At 69.0% G+C, this 18,744-nt stretch carries 17 protein-coding genes; 12 read left to right on the forward strand and 5 right to left on the reverse strand.

Annotated features, from left to right (window positions below):
* The first annotated feature begins 28 nt into the window (after positions 1-28).
* From BSL84_RS25930 to BSL84_RS25940, 3 genes are all read left to right on the forward strand, one after another.
* Positions 29-1,282, forward strand: coding sequence for a hypothetical protein (locus tag BSL84_RS25930; RefSeq protein ID WP_075971222.1), 1,254 nt, complete (start codon positions 29-31; stop codon positions 1,280-1,282).
* A 217-nt stretch (positions 1,283-1,499) separates the two neighbouring features.
* A complete protein-coding gene (locus BSL84_RS25935) occupies positions 1,500-2,243 on the forward strand; it encodes a DUF4352 domain-containing protein (protein WP_075971223.1) in 744 nt (247 codons plus the stop codon).
* A 50-nt stretch (positions 2,244-2,293) separates the two neighbouring features.
* Complete coding sequence (locus BSL84_RS25940) at positions 2,294-4,528, forward strand: competence protein CoiA family protein (protein WP_075971224.1); 2,235 nt, start codon at positions 2,294-2,296, stop codon at positions 4,526-4,528.
* Positions 4,529-4,733: 205 nt separating this feature from the next.
* Here BSL84_RS25940 and BSL84_RS25945 read toward each other — a convergent pair whose 3' ends face one another.
* From BSL84_RS25945 to BSL84_RS25955, 3 genes are all read right to left on the reverse strand, one after another.
* Positions 4,734-5,066 carry a hypothetical protein gene (locus BSL84_RS25945; protein ID WP_075971225.1) on the reverse strand — a complete coding sequence of 111 codons (333 nt, stop codon included), beginning with the start codon at positions 5,064-5,066 and terminating at the stop codon, positions 4,734-4,736.
* 162 nt (positions 5,067-5,228) lie between these two features.
* The gene (locus tag BSL84_RS25950; protein ID WP_075971226.1) at positions 5,229-5,414 is read right to left on the reverse strand and encodes a DUF397 domain-containing protein; all 186 of its coding nucleotides are present in this window, start codon (positions 5,412-5,414) and stop codon (positions 5,229-5,231) included.
* Positions 5,411-6,274 carry a helix-turn-helix domain-containing protein gene (locus tag BSL84_RS25955; protein ID WP_075972233.1) on the reverse strand — a complete coding sequence of 288 codons (864 nt, stop codon included), beginning with the start codon at positions 6,272-6,274 and terminating at the stop codon, positions 5,411-5,413. Before BSL84_RS25955 ends, BSL84_RS25950 begins: the two co-directional genes overlap by 4 nt.
* 264 nt (positions 6,275-6,538) lie before the next feature.
* Between BSL84_RS25955 and BSL84_RS25960 the strand changes: the two genes are divergently transcribed.
* Positions 6,539-6,982, forward strand: coding sequence for an ATP-binding protein (locus tag BSL84_RS25960; RefSeq protein WP_267894067.1), 444 nt, complete (start codon positions 6,539-6,541; stop codon positions 6,980-6,982).
* A 324-nt stretch (positions 6,983-7,306) separates the two neighbouring features.
* On the forward strand, positions 7,307-9,358 hold the full coding sequence (locus tag BSL84_RS25965; protein WP_075971228.1) for a protein kinase domain-containing protein: 2,052 nt from the start codon (positions 7,307-7,309) through the stop codon (positions 9,356-9,358).
* Positions 9,359-9,386: 28 nt separating this feature from the next.
* Here the strand turns inward: BSL84_RS25965 and BSL84_RS25970 are convergent, their stop codons facing one another.
* Together BSL84_RS25970 and BSL84_RS25975 are read right to left on the reverse strand one after the other, a co-directional pair.
* Complete coding sequence (locus BSL84_RS25970) at positions 9,387-9,902, reverse strand: hypothetical protein (RefSeq protein WP_234363514.1); 516 nt, start codon at positions 9,900-9,902, stop codon at positions 9,387-9,389.
* A gap of 157 nt (positions 9,903-10,059) precedes the next feature.
* Positions 10,060-10,677 (reverse strand): uracil-DNA glycosylase, encoded by a 618-nt coding sequence (locus tag BSL84_RS25975; RefSeq protein WP_075972234.1) that lies wholly within the window; start codon positions 10,675-10,677, stop codon positions 10,060-10,062.
* A 164-nt stretch (positions 10,678-10,841) separates the two neighbouring features.
* Here BSL84_RS25975 and BSL84_RS25980 point away from each other — a divergent pair, with 164 nt between their 5' ends.
* The 7 genes from BSL84_RS25980 (at position 10,842) to BSL84_RS26010 (ending at position 18,713) form a co-directional block, all read left to right on the forward strand.
* Positions 10,842-12,008: a DUF262 domain-containing protein gene (locus BSL84_RS25980; protein WP_075972235.1), complete on the forward strand. Its 1,167-nt coding sequence runs from the start codon at positions 10,842-10,844 to the stop codon at positions 12,006-12,008.
* A complete protein-coding gene (locus BSL84_RS25985; RefSeq protein WP_075971230.1) occupies positions 12,005-13,120 on the forward strand; it encodes an AAA family ATPase in 1,116 nt (371 codons plus the stop codon). Before BSL84_RS25980 ends, BSL84_RS25985 begins: the two co-directional genes overlap by 4 nt.
* Positions 13,121-13,133: 13 nt before the next feature.
* Positions 13,134-13,649, forward strand: coding sequence for a hypothetical protein (locus BSL84_RS25990; RefSeq protein ID WP_159393555.1), 516 nt, complete (start codon positions 13,134-13,136; stop codon positions 13,647-13,649).
* Between the two features lie 136 nt (positions 13,650-13,785).
* A complete protein-coding gene (locus BSL84_RS25995; protein WP_234363515.1) occupies positions 13,786-14,079 on the forward strand; it encodes a hypothetical protein in 294 nt (97 codons plus the stop codon).
* Between the two features lie 186 nt (positions 14,080-14,265).
* On the forward strand, positions 14,266-16,650 hold the full coding sequence (locus BSL84_RS26000; RefSeq protein WP_075971233.1) for an ATP-binding protein: 2,385 nt from the start codon (positions 14,266-14,268) through the stop codon (positions 16,648-16,650).
* The gene (locus tag BSL84_RS26005; RefSeq protein ID WP_075971234.1) at positions 16,647-17,039 is read left to right on the forward strand and encodes a hypothetical protein; all 393 of its coding nucleotides are present in this window, start codon (positions 16,647-16,649) and stop codon (positions 17,037-17,039) included. The genes BSL84_RS26000 and BSL84_RS26005 overlap by 4 nt, the downstream gene beginning before the upstream one ends.
* Positions 17,040-17,063: 24 nt before the next feature.
* The gene (locus BSL84_RS26010) at positions 17,064-18,713 is read left to right on the forward strand and encodes a hypothetical protein (protein ID WP_079273295.1); all 1,650 of its coding nucleotides are present in this window, start codon (positions 17,064-17,066) and stop codon (positions 18,711-18,713) included.
* Positions 18,714-18,744: the final 31 nt, after the last annotated feature.

Genomic DNA, 18,744 nt, shown 5'->3' on the forward strand with positions numbered 1-18,744 from the left:
TCCGGGCCGCGACTCGAAAGGAGTGACCATGGATGACGAGATCCAGCTGATCAGGGACGGCGACGGCCTGGCGGTCATCGGGGATCAAGCGACAGTCGAACGCTTCCTCATGTCGGAAGGGCTGCCGTCGCAGGCCCTACGACCGCGCCCGTTCCGGTCCGCCCTCGGCAACGCCGCTGGATTCGCACAGGCGGGTTCCGACATCGCCGCCAACTCGGGCCGCTGGGTGAAGCTGACCAAGGAGTCCGCGCGGCGCATGGACAAGTACGGGCTGAGGGAGAGCGCCAAGACGGGTTTCAGTACCGGCGTGCTGAAGGGCGACAAGGGCCAGATCAAGGGATTCGTCGAGTTCGCGAAGGGGCAGGGGCCCCTCCGAGGCAACCCGGCGCAGATGGCCAACGTCGCGACGCTCATGGCACAGCTCGCGCTGCAGCAGGCGATGGACGAGATCACCGACTATCTCGCCGCGATCGACGAGAAGGTCACAGACGTGCTCCACGCCCAGGAGGACGCCGAGTTGGCGAAGATGGTCGGGGCGGACTTCGTGATCGAGGAGGCCATGACCATCCGGGACGAGGTGGGCAGGGTCTCCGATATCACCTGGTCGAAGGTGCAGGCCACGCCGGAGACGATCGCGACGACCCAGGTGTACGCGCTCCGCCGGCTCGACGCGCTCGCGGAGAAGATGGAGCAGAAGGCCAAGATTGGTGACCTTGCCGCGGCGGCCGAGGAAGCCGAGGCCAAGGCTCGGCAGTGGCTCGCCGTTCTGGCTCGTTGCTTCCAGCTCCAGGACGCGATCGCCGTGCTCGAACTCGATCGGGTACTGGACGCGGCTCCGGAGGAGCTGGACCGGCATCGCGACGGGATCCGGATCGCCCGGCGGAATCGGCTGGAGCTCATCTCGCGGAGCACCGAGCGGCTGGTGGCGCGGATGAACGCGGCCGCCGACGCGGCCAACGCGAAGGTGCTGCTGCACCCGACCAAGTCCCCGGCCGTGGTCCAGTCGAGCAACCAGGTCGTGGCCGGCGTCCACGACTTCCACGGGCGGCTCGGGATCGAGTCCGGTCGCCAGTCGTCGGAGACGAGGCGATGGGCGGTCGCGGCGGCGGAGGTGAGGGACAAGGCGCTTGAGACAGGAGCGAAGGGCGTCGGTGCCGCCAAGAACCTCGGCAACGAAACCCTCGACCGGGCCAGTTCGATGAAGGACAAGCTCTCCAGCGGTATCTCCGAACGAGCGCGCCGCCGGCGCGGGGACGAGGCGGAGAACGCCGCGGAAGGCTGAGCGAGCGGCAAGCGGGCTCGCCGGGCCTCGACGGGCTTCACGTGAGCCGTTCTGGCCTGGTGAGCGGCCACCTCGTCTGAGTCCCATGAGCCTGACGGTGGGCCGGTCTCCAGCAGCGACCGGCGGATTCACGGCCCCACCTGCACCTTCGATTGCGATGAGTTCCGAAACAGCCCCGCCCGCCCCGGACGGGTCCGCACCTCAGGAGTCTGCTGTCATGATCCCGCCGAAGCCCACCGACGAGCCGACTTTCCCCACCGCGCCCCTTCCGGCACCCGCGCCCGCCGGGCGCAAGCTGTCCCGGCGCGCCGCCGTGCTGCTTGCCGCCTGGACGGTGGTGGTCGCCGGAGTGTCCTCCGGTGTCACCCTCGCCATCGTGGGCGACGACGGCGTCCCGGACGTGACGTCCGCGCCGGCGTCCAGCCCGTCGATATGGCAGGACACGCGCACGTACCCCGACGATGCCGTGCAGGGCCCGGAAGAACTGGCCAGCCCGTCTCCCACCGCCAAGAGCTACGCCATGGGGGAGAAGGCCAGGAGCGGCGGCGCGACCGTGGTCGTCAAGAAGGTCCGCGAGTCCGCGACGGTGACCATCGACGACTTTGACACGACCAAGACGCGCAAGGCCGGTGCGGGCGCGAAATACGTCATGGTGGAGACCACCGTTTACAACGACGGCGATAGCCCCTTCGACCCCGTCTGCGGTGGTGGGATCTCGATCGGACTCGTCGATGCCGAGGGCCGGACGTTCGACCTCATCGAGGACGCGTATCTGGTCAAGGAGAATTCCAACGCCAAGGCATGCGGCGAAGAGGTGCAGCCCGGGTTCAAGCGCGACGCCTTCTTCGTCTACAAACTCCCCGCCGACGCGCGCCCCGCCCACTGGGCCTTCTCCGGCTCCCGGGGCGAGGCCGAGGACGACCTGGCCATCGTGACGATCACCACCACGACTTCTAGCTGACCAGACCACTCTCCCGCGCCCCTGACCCCTCGCCCGCCCGGAGCCGCGCCATGACGCCGTTCGCCGACGAGGAAGACACCCGTAAGGTCCAGACGGCCGTCCTCGGCCGCGCCGGATCCGACAACCCCGTCTTCCTTCCGTACGATCACGACGAGTTCGACCTCTTCATGCGGGGCCGCTCCCGCGACGATTTCTACTGTGGCACCCTCCTCGGCGGCTGCGGCAAGAAGCTCAGCGCCAAGCGCTACACCGAGAAGAAATGCCACTTCGCCCACCGCCCGCCCGTGCAGTGCCGCCGCACCGCGAATGGCGAGTCCAGCGCCGACCACCTCTACATCGGCCAGGCCCTCCAAGACTGGCTGCGCGGCCAGGGCCACCGGAAGGTGACCGTCACCTACCCGGACCTCGGCGCCGGGCCCGGCGGGGCGGTGGAGGTCCGGTTCGAATCCGCTCGCCGGCTCATCCGGGTGCAGATGGGGCGACTGCCGCTCCGTACCTGGCAGGGCGACCTCGATCGTCTCGCCAGGGCTCACGCGCGCGGTGTCCACTGGGCGTACGGCACGGACAGCGGACTCGCCCACAACGAGGTCGAGGAGCACGGCCACGCCATCCGGTTCTCCTGCCGGACCGAACGCGGCACCCGGCAGGTCTACGTCGGTACGCAGTTTCCCGGCCATGCCGTCGAGTGGGCGACCCTCGCGGAGTGCCGGCTGACGGACGACGGCATCGTCACGCCCACTCTCGCCGAGAAGCCGGATCCCGTGCCGGTGCCCCCGGCGGTGTTGGTCTTCCCGCTCCAGGCCGGGAGCGTCGCGTTCACCGGGGCGGCGGAGGTCCCGTCGGTACGGACGGACCACACACGCTTCTACGAGGCGGATATGCAGCCCGAAGGATCGGCCGCGACCCGTGCCCGGATCGGCCTGTCGAGTCAGGCCCCCGTGCCGCTGCCGCACCTCATCCACGTACTCACCGGCCCCGCCCAGCTGTACCCGCTTGAAGACGCCCACTGGCTCATACGTGCCGATGCGGCGACCCCGCTCCCGCACCGCACGGACCCCCGCTGGCCGGACCTTCACCCTTCACAGCCACCTGCCCCGGCCGTGGCCTTCGCGCCGGATCGCGGGGCTCTGGACGAACAGAGAACGGTGCGGGTGTTCCGAAGGATCCTTGGGAAGGCACATCGCCAGGGCAGATTCGTCACCTGGGAGCAGTTGGTCGGATTCGTGGGTGCCCGACCCGCTGATTTCACGGCTGCTGACCGGGTTCGGCTGCTCGTTGCCGTCGATGCACCGCTCACCTCGGGCAAGCCGCTGTTGTCGGCGAGGGTGAAGTCCTCTGGGCAGGTGCTCGGCGGCCACCCCGCCCCCTTCTTCGCGGACGTCCTGGCAGGGCTGGGCTGGGATGCTGAACTCACCCCGGCCGTCGTTCACGGTATCTGGCGCAGGGCGACCGCCCCCGTGCAGCGGGCCAAGTCCCTGCACGTAGTGGAGGAGCGTGCGTGGCAGGAGGATGAGGCCTGGCTGGTCAGCAGACTGCGGGAGCACCTTCACCTCGTGGCGAATGGGCGCGGCCTGGTCAAGTGGAATACGTTGCTGCAACGGCAGAACATCGATCCGTCCTCTGTCTCCCCGGTTGACCGTGTGCGGTTGCTCGCGGCCGTGGACAAGCCGTACGAGCCGGGTCGGCCCGTCTATTCCTCAGTGGTGAGGGCGAACGACCGGAACGACATCCCGCCGCCCTTCTTCCGCGAGGTGTTGGACGTGCTGGGCTGGCAACGGCCCGAGGACGTACACACCTTGGAGGCCGCGTGGCGCCTGGAGCGCGACCGTGTCTACACGGCGGCCAGGCGGAGGACCCGGCGGAGCGGAGGCGCGATCACTGGCACCGAGGCTCGGCCAGGGGCAAGGGACCGCGAAGCAGGGGAGGATGTCGTCGATGCCGTTCGTCGGGTCCTTGTCGATGCCGCCCGACGCCGGGTCTGCGTGGGCTGGCGTGCGCTCGCTGAAGCCTCCGGTACGCAGGTCGAAGCACTCCCCGACGCGGGCAAGCTTGCGCTCCTGATCGCCGTGGACAAGCACCCGTCTGTGTCAGGGGTGTTGCTGTCGTCGCTCGTGGTCCGCCCCGGTGATCCTGTACTGCCGTACTTCGATGAGATTCTCCGGGCCCACGGTCGTCCACACGGGCTCAGCCCGGTTCAAGTGGGCCAGGTCCGCAAGTATGAGCAAGCCCGTGTTTTTGAGGCGTACAACGGCACGAACCCGGCCGCCCCCAAGGAAGACGCATGAGATCAAGCCGTCGCCGGCTCGTGATCGGCATAGCCGCCACCCTGGCCGTCGTCAACGATCTCCGGCGCGACCGGGGGCCTGCGGGGCGAGCGCGGGGAGAAGGGGGAGCGCGGGATACAGGGTCCCGCCGCGATGCCTGTCGGGGCCGACAGTGGTGAGGCCGGCCCCGACCGTGGTCCCGGCCCTCACCAGCCAGTGCAGAACGCTACGGCCGCTTCGAGAAGCGGTACACCGCGTACGTCATGCCCAGGATGATGTCCACGACGGCCCACAGGATGAGGATCAGGCCCACGCCGATCGCGGTTCCGACGTTCTCGGCCTCGTTGCAGGTCTGCTGGTCGAGCGTGTCACAGTCCTCGGGGGTGCCCGCGCCGGAAGCGATCCCCGTGATCAGCCAGATCAGGAAGAGGAGCTGGACGGCGAGGAAGACCCAAAGGAAGACCCGGCGCCTCTTGCGCGAGGACTGCGGGGGAGGCAAGGGAGGCGGGGGCTGCGGGGGAGGCTGCCATTGGGGATTGTTCTCCGGAGGGGTGCTCATGACGGATCACGCTTTTCGTGCATGGCGCGAAGAGAGCCCACCGACATCGTCATGACGGCACGCACCTCTGCTCTTCGCGCCTAAGACCCATCATGGCCCCGCCCGGCGGCTTCCGCGCGCCCGGTCGCGGCGCTCTCGCCGCCGCCGCCCGCTGCTGCCCGCTCAGTCCTCGGACGCGAACGACACGAAGCGCGCCCAGCCCTCGCGCCCGACCGCGAAGGGCCGGCGCTTCACGTCCTTGGAGTCCCGGACGTGGACGGCCTGCGGGGTGACGGCGACCTCGACGCAGCTGTCGCCCTGGGTTCCGCTGTAGCTGGACTTGAACCAGGCGAGTCCGGTCGTACTCATAGCTCTCCTCGCAGTCGCTCCAACAGGCCCAGCGATTCCTTGGGGTTGAGGGCCTGTGAGCGCAGTGTGTCATAGCGCTGTTGGAGGAGGCGCACCTCTTTCGGATCGGAGATCAGGCGCCCGTTCTGCTGCCCCTCGGAGTACCCCAGCCGCCGTCCGTCCGGAGTCTCAAGGAGTTGTACCGGCCCGTCCAGGCAGCCGTGGACCTCGGCCTCCAGCGGAACCACTTGCAGGGTCACGTTGCGCGGCTTGGTCAGCTCAAGCACCAGGTCCAGCATGCTCCGGTGCACCTCCGCCCCACCCAGCCTGCGGCGGAAGACATGTTCCTCCACGATGAAGCTGAACGGGACGGTCGGCCGCTCGTACAGCATCCTCCGGCGCTTCAGGCGGGCGGCGAGCTGGGTCTCCAGCTGCCGCTCCGTCAGGAGCGGAATGCTGTTGTCGAACACCGCCCGCGCGTACGCCTCCGACTGCAACAGCCCCGGCACCAGCCTGCACTCGTACGTGCACAGGCTCACCGCCACCTTCTCCAGCCGCGCCCACCGGCGGAACCACACCGCCAGCCCCGACTCGGCCCGGGACAGAAACGGCGCGGACCTCCGGAGCGCCCCGGTGTTCCCCAGGGCGACTTCTCCTCGCTCGACGAAGGCCTCGTCCGGCACCCGCCGCCCCAACTCCACTGACTCCACCGTGTGCTTGGAGAACCGGACGATCTCCCCGAAATCGGCCCTGCTCAACCCCGCGTGCTCCCGCAGGGCCTGGACGACTGCCCCGAAGGTCCGCAGGCTGTCCGACGGATCGGGTTCCCGACCCTGCTCATCCGCACCCTCCACACCCTCCGTTTCCTCCGCCTCGTCCATGCCGTCCAACCCGTCCGTCACGACCTCGACGTCCTCCGCCATTCGCGGCCACCTCCTGACGCGCCCGTACGCCGACCTCCGTTCCCGGGTCGGCAGCACTCAGCGTGACGCGTACGAGCCCGTACCGTCCACTCAATGTGCCCGTACGCTGACGCAGCGTACGAACCTCGCTCCTGGAGCGCGCTCCCACGCGCCCGTCACGCTGATCCCATGCGCACCATCACCCCTCACCAGCTCACCGCCGTGCGGACGTTCGCCTAGCGGCTGTCCTCCACCCGCCGTGGCGCCCGCCTCGCCCGCCTGCTCGTCATGGAACGGCTGACGGCCTGGGAGGCGTCACCCAGCGTGGCCGAACGCACGGAGCAGATCGTCGCCGAACTCGCGGCAAACGCCGTCAGGCACGGCCGTCTCCAGGGGCGCGACTTCAGGGTCGCCCTCACCTGTGTGTCCTCGCCGGGCGTTCTCCGCATCGAGGTCACCGACCCGCGCGGCGAGACGCCTCCCGCCCTGCCGTCGGACCCCGAAGGCCTGTCGTACGAGGCAGAGTCGGGCCGAGGGCTTCTCCTGGTCGCGGCCCTCGCCGACCGCTGGGGCGTGGAACCGTATCCGCCGAGTGGCAAGACGGTGTGGGCGGAGGTCGGGCCGGCAGGGGTCGAGGGCGCTTCCCTCTCCGGCGCCCTGTCAGGAGGGTCGAATCAAGACACGTGACCATGAGATCCAGCCGCTTTTAGAGTGTGTGAACGCGTTCGGCGGTGCCGCGTGATCACACACGACCTGTCGGCGACGAGGAATGCGCTAGCCTCCGTGCTGCCCGTGAGAGGCAGGACTGTGAGCCTTCGGCTCGCCTCGGGGCACAGCGGCGAGTCGGGCCACTGCGGAGACGCACAGGGGGGCCTTTGAGCTGGAACGACGCGCCGCCGCCGCAGGTGGTCAGGGAATACCGCATCGAGCGTCGCATCGGCCAGGGTGGGATGGGCGTCGTCTATCTGGCCGTGTCACCGTCGGGCCGCCGGGTCGCCCTGAAGATCATCCGTGGGGAGTTCGTCGACGACACCGATCACCGCGCGCTTTCGCCAGGAGATCGACGCCGCGCGACAGGTCAGTGGAGCGTTCACCGCCGCGGTCGTGGGCGCCGACCCCGACGCCGAGCCCCCTTGGATGGCGACGCAGTACTTCGATGCCCCGACGCTTTCCCGTCGCATCCGCGAGAAGGGGGCTCTTGAGGAGAGCGCTGTATGGCGGTTGGGGCAGGGACTCGCCGAGGCTCTGCGCGACATTCACCGGGCCGGCTTGGTGCACCGCGACCTGAAACCCAGCAATGTGCTGCTGACGGACGACGGTCCCCGGGTCATCGACTTCGGCATCGCCCGGGTCCTGGAGGCGGAACCGCGTACCCGGACCGGAAAGATCCTCGGAACGGTGTCCTTCATGGCGCCGGAGCAGCTGAGCACCCCGCGTGAAGTGGGGTCGGCGGCCGATGTGTTCGCACTGGGCGGGGTCCTCGCCTACGCCGCGACCGGGCGTGGGCCGTTCGACGGGGACACCGGCACCCCTCCCATCGCGATCGCGATGAAGATCGCGCAGGACGAGCCCGACCTCGCCGGAGTCTCACCAGGTCTGCGTTCCGTCATCGAGAAATGCCTCTGCAAGGAGCCGTCCGGCCGGCCATCTCCCACGGAACTGCTCGCTCTGCTGCACGGCAAGGAGCCGGAATCCCCAGAGGCGAAGAGGCTCACGCCTGCGGCGACATCGGCCGAGCCGGAGGATCCCCGAGGGGCGCCGGAGACGAAGGGAGGGGCAGAGCTGGCGGGGTCTGCCGACACCCCCCGGCCACGACTGCGGTCGCGAACCTATCTGCTGACTGCCCTGGCCGTGATCGCGGCTGTGATGGCTGTCGTGGCTGTGCCGATGATGCGAGAGGGCGGCGGGCCAGGGAACCCGGCTGACGGCAAGCGCTCCGCTTCCCCCACCGCGAGTGCGTCACCGAGGCCGACCGGCCCCATGGTCGAAGAGGCGGCGGCCATGCGGCCGAAGGGATGGACCTTGTGGGAGCGGAAGCCCACGACGTCCATGGCACGAGGCCTGGGCGAGCCTCCTTCCTGTGGCGGCAGCGAGGATGTGCTCGTCTGCGTGCAGGCCGGTGGACTGGCCGAGCGGCTCGACGTGGCTTCTGGACGGGTCATGTGGAGCAAGCGGCACGGCGAAGGGAATAGGTCCACGGGGGCGGTCGTGGGGATCGCGGGCGACACGGTCCTGGTCACGGACATGAGCAGCGAAGGGCTCCTCGCGCTCGACATCGATTCAGGTGACCGTCTGTGGTCGGATCCGACGGCAGATCTCCGGTCCGTCATCCTGCGTGAGTCCACAGTCACGCTGACGTATCCGCGTGTGGATACTTTCCGCTTCAAGACCAGGGACGCACGGACAGGCAAGGTCATCGCGTCCAGGACCTTTCCCGCCGGGGGGTGGTACGACCTCTTCGATGCCGGAGACCAGGGGACGTACCTGCTGGAGGCTCGGGTGGGTGACCCCTATGCCAGATCCATGGCCGCCTTCGACCCGGCCACACTGCGTACGACCAAGAAGATCGCCACCTTCGACAAGGGCCCGGGCACGCCGATTGCCGCCGACAGCGAAGCTGTTTCCTTTCTGGGCGATGACCTGAGCATCACCCGCGTCGGCCTGGCGGATGGGAGCGCGAAGCGCATCTCCACAGGCGCGGGCAGACTGAGCGTCTTCCGCGCGCAGGGTGACACGGTGTATGTGAGCCGGGCCGACGGCGCACTGGCCTCCTACGATCTGCGGACGGGCCGGCGGCACTGGTTCGTGGAGACGGACGTCGAGTCTCCGTCGCGACCGGTGCTCGCGGGCGACCGGTTGTACATTTTGGCCGGCGACGGGCGGATCGTCTGTGTCAGTCAGGCCACAGGGGAGCTTCTGTGGCGGAGCGCAGAACGACGAGATCCGAACAGAAGGCTCGTGAATGAGGTCGGCTCGGTCGTGGAACCCCTGGTCCTGAAGGGTGTGGTGTACGCAGGATCGAGCACGGGATCCGTCTTCGCGGTCGCTCCGCCCTCAGGGTGAGGAGCCCACGCCGTCGCTGGGCGGGGAGTCACCCCGCCTGTGCCTTGAACCGCCAGACGGCGTGCTCGAGCCCACCGGGTTCGTGCCCGAGGCAGGCCGCGGTCTCCACGTACACGGCTCGCAGCTTCTCGTAAGGGAGGCCGGTCACACCGGCCTCCGCGGCGAAGGCCCGAAGGTGCACGTCCACGGCGACCTGCGACCGCCCGACCAGGTTGCCGATGTAGTCGACGCTCTTCGGTCCCACCCCCTTCACCTGTCGAAGGGCCGCACGGTTGTCCGCATCGCCGAGCCAATAGTGGAGATCATCGCGGGTGTCGACACCCCTCGCGGCCAGCAGATCGGTGAGGGCATGGGCGGTCGCGACTCTGCCGGGGCTGTTGAACCTCATGGCGACGCCGAGGTCTTCCGTGGCCAGGCGTGCCTGGAAGCCGCCGACGGTGACGGCGTCCGGCCATGCCGACTGGAGCTGGAGCAGCCGAGGCCGGATGGTCGACTCGTACTTGCGGCGCGCCTGGAAGCTGACATCGCAGATGACGGTGCCCATGTGAGTCCAGCCACCTGGCGGAGGGAAAGGTCCGTCGCCAAGGACGGACCGGACATGGGTGGTGAGCAACTGGACGGGGCTGAGAGCGGCCATGGGCCAATGATGGCGTTCCGGCCGGACAACCGGAGCGGATCGCAAAGGTCTGTCCGGGGCGCGGTCAGGACCGGAGTATGTCCGCCACCCTCTGCAGCGCGTCCTTGCGATGCTGTTCGCGAGACGCTCGGACCTCGGGATCGGGCGACCACAGTGCCTGCCGGCCGGGGTGATACGTACGCACCACCTGGAACCATACCTCTCCCGCGAACTCGGGATGTCGCTTCTCGAGCCGTCGCCACGTGGCCTGCGCGTCACCGCCCTGGAGCAGGACGACGCGCGGATTCGGCATCAACCCGAGGAGGCGCGCGAGGACTTCCGCGCCGGCCTCCTGCTGGGAGGCGTCGGGCTTCTGGTTGATGTACCAGGGGTAGGCGTTCCAGGGTGTGGTGTCGCGGATGTCGATGCCGGCCTCCTTGAAGGCATGGCACTGACGCTCGGCGGTCGGGTCGTCGTTCTCCACGCACAGGAATCCCGAGCCGGAGCCGTCCTGCGTCTTGGGGCCGGGATCGCGCAGTACGGACAGGACACGTGCGTCGACTCCGCCGTGCCAGGGGGCGACATACGGCATCCAGCCCCGGTCGTCCTGGTCGCGCAGACCGTCGACCAGTTCGTTGATCGCGCGCACGTGCGGCGCGTACCGATTCTGCTCTTGAGCGACGCGAAACGCGTCGTCCGCCATCCGCCGGACCATGACTGCTCCCTCTTCGTCCCCACCCGAGTCATGCCGCGGCTGGAGGGCCGCCCGGCCTCAGGTTAGAGGACCTCACCGGCATGTGCTTCGGTACGGGGCCTCGCCCGGCGTCGCCGCTCCCGCACCGAGCTCTCCCGGCTACGATCGACCGCATGACGACCTCGGAGACCCCGCCGCCCCCGATTCAGGAAGAGTACTTTCTCGACATGCCTACGGGAGTCGAGGCGGAGGCGGAGGACGAGGCGATCCCTGAGATCGAGCGCCCGTGGAAGCCCGAGCAGATCCGGGTCAACACCAAGCAGTTCTCGCTCCGCAACGCACTGGACATGATCGACGACGAGTCGCTGGAGCTCGCTCCTGATTTCCAGCGTGGCCGTGTCTGGAAGCATGTCCAGAAGTCCCGTCTCATCGAGTCTGTCCTGCTGCAGATCCCGCTTCCGGCGTTCTATTTCGCCGAGGACTCCGAAGGGTTCATGCGGGTCGTGGACGGCCTTCAGCGCCTCTCGACGATCCACGACTTCGTGCGGGGCGGGGAGAAGGCGGGATTCGCGCTCAAGGGGCTGGAATATCTGGAAGAGTCGGTAGAGGGGAAGCGGTTCGAGGATCTGCCCGCGCCGTGGAAGCGGCGGATCAACAACGCGCAGATCATGGCCCATGTCATCGACCCGACGACCCCGCCCGATGTCATGTACGACATCTTCAAGCGCATCAACACGGGTGGAACTCCACTCAACGCGCAGGAGATCCGGCACTGCATGAGCAAGGACCGAAGCCGGCGGACCCTCAGGATGATGACGTCCTCGGACGAATTCAACGCGGCCACCAACGGTCTCGGTGGCCATGAGCGTATGAACGACCGGGAGATGGCTCTCCGCTTCGCCGCCTTCTGGCTGCATGGTGCGGAGGAGTATATGAGATTCGGGGCGATGGACCCGTTCCTCCAGCGCACCACTGCCATGCTGGACAATCCGAGCGAGGTGGATGACACCAAGCTCGACCACATGATGGCCGACTTCCGCCACGCCATGGAGAACGCGTACCTGGTCTTCGCGGGGCAGGCATTCAGGAAATGGCCACAGGGACCGAGCCAGGGCAAGTATCCGATCAACCGGGCACTCTTCGAAGCATGGGCCATCACGCTGACGACGTACGACGGCCGCGATCTCGCGGACCGCAGGGAATCCATCGTCGAGGCGGCACGCGACCTGATGACCCATGACTACCGCTATCTGGAAGCGATCACCTCGTCCACCGGTGACACCAAGCGCGTCATCTACCGCTTCGGTGTCACCCGCCTCGCCGCCGAGGCCGGCCGGTGATCACCTCCCTGGGCATCCGCCACTTCAAGCGCTTCGCCGAGGCCTCGTTCGCCCTGCGGCCGCTCACCGTCCTGACTGGCCTCAACGGAACCGGGAAGAGCACCGTCATCCAGGCGCTGCTCCTCGCCCGCCAGCTCGCCGACGCTCCGGGCAGCCGCGTGGTGCGGCTCAACGGCCCGCACGGACTTGCCCTGGGCGAAGCGCACGAACTGCTGCACCCCGACGCGCCGGACTCGGTCATCGAGGTCAGGACCGAAAGCGATCAAGCCGACGTGCCGCCGAGCGATCTCACCTTCGCCGTCCCCGATGAGCAGGCCCTCTACCTCGCCGTCGAACCCTCCTCCGACGCCCCACTTCCCGAGCTGACCGGCCAGGGATGCGCTTTCACCTATCTCTGCGCCGAACGCCTTGGCCCCCGGGACCAGCTCGACGTCTCCGCCGAGCACCCGGAGCTGCTCGGGGTCGGCGTCCGCGGCGAGTACACGGCTCAGGTGCTCGCCCTGCACGAGAGCCGGCCCGTACGGGCGGAGCTGCGGCACCCGGACACCGAGGCCACCCACGGTGTCACCGTCCTGCGGACCCAGACCGAGATGTGGGCGTCCGAGATCATTCGGCCCATCGAGATCATGGCCCAGTGGCCGCCCGGGATCACGGCGAGCACGATCCGCTTCCGGGAGCCGGGCCTGCTCAGTGAGGCGATCCGCCCCACCAACATGGGGTTCGGCTTCTCCTACGCGCTGCCGGTCATCGTGGCCGGGCTGCTCACCGTGCCCGGTGACATCCTGATCGTGGAGAATCCCGAGGCCCACCTGCATCCGGGGGGCCAGTCCCAGCTGGGGCGCTTTCTCGCGAGGGTCGTGGGAGCGGGGGCCCAGGTCATCGTGGAGACCCACAGCGACCATGTGATCAACGGTGTCCGTCTCGGTGTCGCCGAGGATCGGACCATCGGTCCGGAGTCGGCGCTGATCCACTACTTCGGGGCGGAGGCGGCAGGCTCCGTACCCATCGAACTCACCGAGAGAGGTGAGTTGAGCGACTGGCCGGAGGGATTCTTCGACCAGATCGAGCGCGATCTGGGGAGGCTGGCGCGTGCCAGGCGCAGGGGGAGGTGAGCCGGCCAGGTTCGTGGTCGACGAGTCGTCGTTCGACTTCCGGGGGCTCACCGAGGAGGCGTTGACCGATGCCATGGACGCGTTCAACGACGCCCTCGAAGAGCTGAGAGAGACGCGCACGGTCAACGTCTCGCCGTGGTGGTTCGACGCGGAGTGCGCGGAGGGACGCGACCTTCACGAAGTCCTGTACGAGGGCGGGACTCCGAAGGCCGGGCGGGACGCGAGGCTGCGGATGGCCAGGCTGATGGACCGCTGCCCGTCCTGGGACCCGGATCTGCCCGGCCTGCCTGATGAGGTATCGGTGAACGGGGCGGAGCCGTGTCTTGCGCTCTCCGTCGGACACTCCTGGTGGCACGCCGGGAACGGGCACAGCGTGGGATGTCTGGTCTTTACCGTGTCCAGGCGCCGAGGATGGCATTCGGTCACGGCCAGGGAAGACAAGACCTCGGAGCACATCGAGCGGGACGTGTTCTTCTTCGGGGGGGCCGCAGGGGCTGCCGGAGTTCTGGCGCTCGCTGTTCGCTCGTGAGGGCGTCAGGGAGAACGAGTTCTTCGAGCGGGCGAGGGAGGCGTTTCCCGGGCTGGTCTTCGCCGAGTCCCTCGCCTTCCGGAAGTTCGATGGTGGTTACGGCCAGTTGAGGGACTGGGTCGTCCACGTCCTCACTGTGGTGAACGACCATTTCGCAGACGCCGTGGCCAAGCACGCGGGAGTGGCGGCGAACGTCCAGGCGGAGCTCGGCCACCACGGCCTCGTTCTCTCCCCGGAGAGCCCCAACACACGCTCCAAGGCCCGCATCATGGCGCAGCGGGATGTGGATCACGTGGGGGAGACCTACCGCTGCGAGTGGCATGCGAAGAAGGAGCCGAACCGAAACAGGGTGCACTTCAGCCTGCCCGATCAGCGTCTGGGGGGCCGCATCCTGATCGGCATCTTCGTCGATCATCTAGACACGGAGTGACATCCCCTTCCGATCGATGAGGCGCAGTCGGCGAAGCGTTCGGCAACTTCAACTTCGGCGATCGTACACACGTCCACAGTCGTAATGGCCAGATTGGTCTGTTGACGTCGCTAACGCGAGTGCGTCAAGGTGTGGTTCTGAGATGCGGTCCACCGCCGTACCGCAGTTCCCTTGCCTGGAGCCGCCGTGAGCGATCAGTCCCACCCGTCCCTCCGCGACCTCGTCCTCAAGCGCCTGGCCGTTTCCAGCGTGGAGCCGGAGACGGCGGACCTGTTGCGCGACCTGTTCCCCGAGGCTCCGAACGGAACGGCCACCCGGACGGGACCCCTCTTCCTGCGCTCCATCACGGCTGCCGGGTGGCGGGGCATCGGGCCGGAGGCCACGCTCGACCTCACGCCGGCACCGGGACTCACCGTCGTCGCCGGACGCAACGGCTCCGGGAAGTCCAGCTTCGCCGAGGCTGCCGAGATGACGCTGACGGGCGACAACTTCCGCTGGCAGGACCGTACACAGATCTGGCGGCAGGGGTGGCGCAATCTGCACAACCCCGCGACTCCCCGTGTGGAGGTGGTGTGCTCCCGCGACGGTGCGGCGGCTCCGGCCACCATTGGCAGGAGCTGGCACGGTGCGAACCTGAGTGACGCGCGGGTGGCGGTCCGCCGGCCCGGCGAGCCCGATGCCGAACTGCATCAGGTCGTCGGCGCGGAGGAGCTCGCGCTGTACCGGCCGTTCCTCTCGTACAGCGAACTCGGGGCCGTGATCAACGGCCCCATGACCGCCCTCCATGACGGACTCGCCCAGATCCTCGGCCTGGAGCAGCTCTCCGAGGCCTATAAGGAGGCGGGAGCCCGCCTCAAGGCGATCAAGGACGGCGAGAAGAAGGTCACCGACCTGGCAGCCACGGTCCTCACCGAACTGCGGGGCTCCGGCGACCCGAGGGCCGTCGCGGCCGTGGAGGTTCTCTCCGCACGCCGCCCGGACCGCGAACGCGTTCGCACCCTCCTCGCCGCACGGCCCGAAGGCGACAACGCCGAACTCGAAAGGCTGCGCGGGCTCTCCACCCTCGAAGGGCCTGATCTGAGCGACATCAGCGGTGCCGTGACGCGGCTGCGGGAAGCCGCGGCCCGGGCCGATGACGCGCGGTCCGGCTCCGCCGAGGACGCCCGCCGTCTCTCCGACCTCCTGGAGCGGGTGCTCGACCACCGGCGGCGGGCGCGGACCGCCGACTGCCCCGTCTGCGACACCCCCGGACTGCTCGACGACGACTGGGCGGTGCGCGCCCGGGAGCAGGTCGAACGGCTCCAGCACGAAGCCGCGGAAGCGCAGTCCGCGCGCGACGACCTGCGCGGCGCCATCCGCGCCGTCCACGATCTCGTCCAACCCGTTCCCGTATGGCTCCGGCCGGAGGACTCGCCGCTCGCCACCCTCTGGCGGGAATGGTCCCTGTGCCGGAGCGTGACCGACCCCCGCCCGCTGGCGGATCAGGTCGAGCGCCTTTCGGCCGCCCTCGCCGACGCCTGCCGACAAGAGAGCGAGCAGGCGGCCCGCCTGCTCGCTGATCAGGACGCCGGCTGGCAGCCGCTCGGGGTGCGCCTCGCCGAATGGCTGGCCGCCGCCGACCGGGCCGCCGAGGCCGCATTGCTCGGCAAGCGGCTCAAGGACGCGCAGACCTGGCTCAAGAAGGTCACCGACGAACTCCGCGAGGAGCGGCTGCGCCCGTTCGCCGACCAGTCGCAGACCATCTGGAAGCTGCTCTGCGAGCGCAGCAGCGTCACGCTCGGCTCGATCGGCCTGACGGGGACGGCCAACCAGCGCAAGGTGAAGCTCGACGTGTCCGTGGACGCCATGGACGCGCCCGCCTTCGGCGTGATGAGCCAGGGTGAACTGCACTCGCTCGCCCTCTCGCTGTTCCTCCCTCGCGCCACCCACCCCGACAGCCCTTTCGGATTCCTGGTGATCGACGACCCGGTGCAGTCCATGGACCCGGAGAAGGTCGAGGGGCTCGCGCGGGTCCTCCACGCCTGTGCCCAGCGCCGCCAGGTGATCGTCTTCACTCACGACACCCGCCTCCAGCAGGCCATCCGCCACCTGCGCATCCCCGCGACGATCATGCAGGTCTCCCGGCAGACCGACTCCGTCGTCAAGGTCACCCGCACCGACGACCCGGTCTCCCTCGCGCTGAGCGAGGCCCGGGCCGTCGCCAAGGACCCGAACGTGCCGCAGGACGTCGCCGACCGGGTCCTGCCCCAGATGTGCCGTGGCGCCCTGGAGGCCGCCTGCCTGGAACCCGCACGGCGCCGCCTGCGGGCCGAAGGCCACGGCCACGCCGATGTCGAGGCCAGGATCGGCAAGGCACACAAGCTCACCGAACTCGCCGCGCTCGCCTTCTACGACAGCACCATGGAGCCCGCCCAGGTCCTCGCCGCCGTCGCCCAGGACCACGGCCCCTGGGCCCGCGCGCTCATCGAGCGGTGCAACGCCGGCGCCCACCAGCTCCTCACCCCGATCGGCGACCGCATGGACCTGGTCCGGGACACCGAGCGCCTTGCGAAGGCGGTGCGCGGCCGATGACCCGTACCCCCGACGACCTAGCCGCGGCCGCCCGTCATCTGCTGCTCCCTCCCTCCGGCGTCATCCACACCCTCGCGCCGGGACTCCGCGCCCGAGCCGCCGCCGCCCTGCTCCGGCTGGCCCTGGACGAGGCCATGGACGGCTTCTGGCGGCAAGTCAGCCCCGCCATGGCGCACAGCCGTGGCCGTACCAAGGCGCTCTGTCTGGAGTGGTACGCCCCGTGCTCCGTGGCCCGTCAGTGGTACGCCGTGTGGTCCGCGCTCAGCGCGGCCTGCCACCACCACACGTACGAACTCCCGCCCACCCCGGGCGAGGTCAAGGCCTGGCACGACGACGTCGTCGAACTGCTCGCCGCCCTCCGCCAAGGACCCGAGCGGACCGAAGCCTGACCGGTGCACCGAAAGGACCACGGCATGGACACACGCCGCTACCGCATGGTCGTCACCAGCGGCCTCGACTACGTCAGCACCGGCGCGCAGGTCGACGCCCGGCTCCGGGACTGGCTGCGTGAACCGCCCAAGAACTACGACATCCAGGCGTTCGCGGAGGGACGCAACGAGATAGCCCGGGGAGTCACGCTCGACCACGACTCGGCGACCGGCACCGGCGGGGCGTACGGGCGTTGGCGCCTCCGGGAGACCGCCCCGGACGGCACCTGGCAGACGACCCTGGTGATCAGGCAGACGGAGAGCCGGCCGACCCGCGTACAGCTGGACGTGGAGCACCTTCCCGACGATCCGGACACGTTGCCGACGCCCGCAAAGACCCCCCGTCTCGCGGCAAGCCTGCTGGACGTCCTTCAGGCCCGCGACGGGCTCGCGGACGTGACCCGGATGCCACAGGTCGTCGAGGCGGCCGACATCGACTCCGTCATCGACGAGTTGTGCGACGCGGAGCGTCGTCTCCCGATCGTCATGGCCACCGCCCCGAACGGGGCCGACTTCGATGTCTGGCTGGAGCGGACCCTGGACCCGCTGGTCCGTCCCCTGGCCGGCCTCGCCATCCTCTACGCCCTCGCGCCCGGGGCGGACAACCGCTTCAACCGGCTCATGGAGTACCACCGGGTGTACGGCGGCGGCATCCGGACCTTCCTTCCTGGTGTGGACCCGGCCTGGGCGGCCGACGGCCAGCGCCACCGCGTCATGTCGCACCGGGTCGTCGCCGAGAACCCGGCCCGGGCCCGCCGCCTGCTCGCCCAGCTTCCCCAGGGCCTCGCCACCCGGGCGCCACTGCCGCCCGAGCTGGACGCGGTGCCCGTGTTGCGCGCGCGTACCAAGGAGAGCTCGGGCAGCTCCGAGCTGGAGCGGCTGAGGGACGAGAACCATGCCCTCTTCGAGATCCTCGAGGAAGCCGGGCGCGAGCAGCGGGTACGGGCCGACGAGATCAGGGACCTGAAGAACGAACTCCAGCGCGCCAGGAGCGACGAGATCACGCTGATCGCCGAGTACGACGAGCAGTACCGGGAACTGCACGAGAGCCGGGTCCAGCTCGTCACCGTGCAGAAGCGCCTGCTCGCCCTCGGCGCCGCCGAAGCCGCGTACGCCCCGGACGACGGCGGTCCCGCTGTCCCCGAGTCCTTCGCGGAGATCCTGGAACGGATCGAGGAGATGCCTCGCGTGCACTTCACCGGAGCCAGGAAGATCACCCTGGAACTGGACGACCAGGCGTACGGTTCCTCCTGGGTCCGCATGGCCTGGGACGCACTGCTGGCGCTTCGGGACTACGCCGACGTCTCGGTCGACGCCCCCGCCGACGGCGCGGCCTTCCGTGACTTCAAGCAGTGGTGCGAGGACGCTCCGGGCGGCAGGCACGCGATATCGCCCCGTAAGGTCGTGCGCGACGAGTCCAGGACGGTGAAGACGAACAACGCCTGGCGCAAGGAACGGACCTTCCCCGTCCCGGAACACGTGGATCCAGCCTGCCGGCTGTTCATGGGCGCGCACGTGAGGATCGGCGGCGGCAACACCGTCGCTCCACGCCTGCACTACCACGACGCCGCCCGCGCCGAGCACGGGATCTTCATCGGATACATCGGGCCGCACCTCACCAACACCCTCACCTGAGGTACAGAGCGGGGTTAAGGTCCTTCTCGGC

Origin of the sequence: Streptomyces sp. TN58 (genome assembly GCF_001941845.1) — a bacterium.
Taxonomy (GTDB): Bacteria; Actinomycetota; Actinomycetes; order Streptomycetales; family Streptomycetaceae; genus Streptomyces.

Coding starts and splice junctions, on each gene's coding strand:
- BSL84_RS25930 (WP_075971222.1), top strand. CDS start 29: ATGGATGACGAGATCCAGCTGATCAGGGACGGCGACGGCCTGGCGGTC.
- BSL84_RS25935 (WP_075971223.1), top strand. CDS start 1,500: ATGATCCCGCCGAAGCCCACCGACGAGCCGACTTTCCCCACCGCGCCC.
- BSL84_RS25940 (WP_075971224.1), top strand. CDS start 2,294: ATGACGCCGTTCGCCGACGAGGAAGACACCCGTAAGGTCCAGACGGCC.
- BSL84_RS25945 (WP_075971225.1), bottom strand. CDS start 5,066: ATGAGCACCCCTCCGGAGAACAATCCCCAATGGCAGCCTCCCCCGCAG.
- BSL84_RS25950 (WP_075971226.1), bottom strand. CDS start 5,414: ATGAGTACGACCGGACTCGCCTGGTTCAAGTCCAGCTACAGCGGAACC.
- BSL84_RS25955 (WP_075972233.1), bottom strand. CDS start 6,274: ATGGACGAGGCGGAGGAAACGGAGGGTGTGGAGGGTGCGGATGAGCAG.
- BSL84_RS25970 (WP_234363514.1), bottom strand. CDS start 9,902: ATGGGCACCGTCATCTGCGATGTCAGCTTCCAGGCGCGCCGCAAGTAC.
- BSL84_RS25975 (WP_075972234.1), bottom strand. CDS start 10,677: ATGGCGGACGACGCGTTTCGCGTCGCTCAAGAGCAGAATCGGTACGCG.
- BSL84_RS25980 (WP_075972235.1), top strand. CDS start 10,842: ATGACGACCTCGGAGACCCCGCCGCCCCCGATTCAGGAAGAGTACTTT.
- BSL84_RS26005 (WP_075971234.1), top strand. CDS start 16,647: ATGACCCGTACCCCCGACGACCTAGCCGCGGCCGCCCGTCATCTGCTG.
- BSL84_RS26010 (WP_079273295.1), top strand. CDS start 17,064: ATGGACACACGCCGCTACCGCATGGTCGTCACCAGCGGCCTCGACTAC.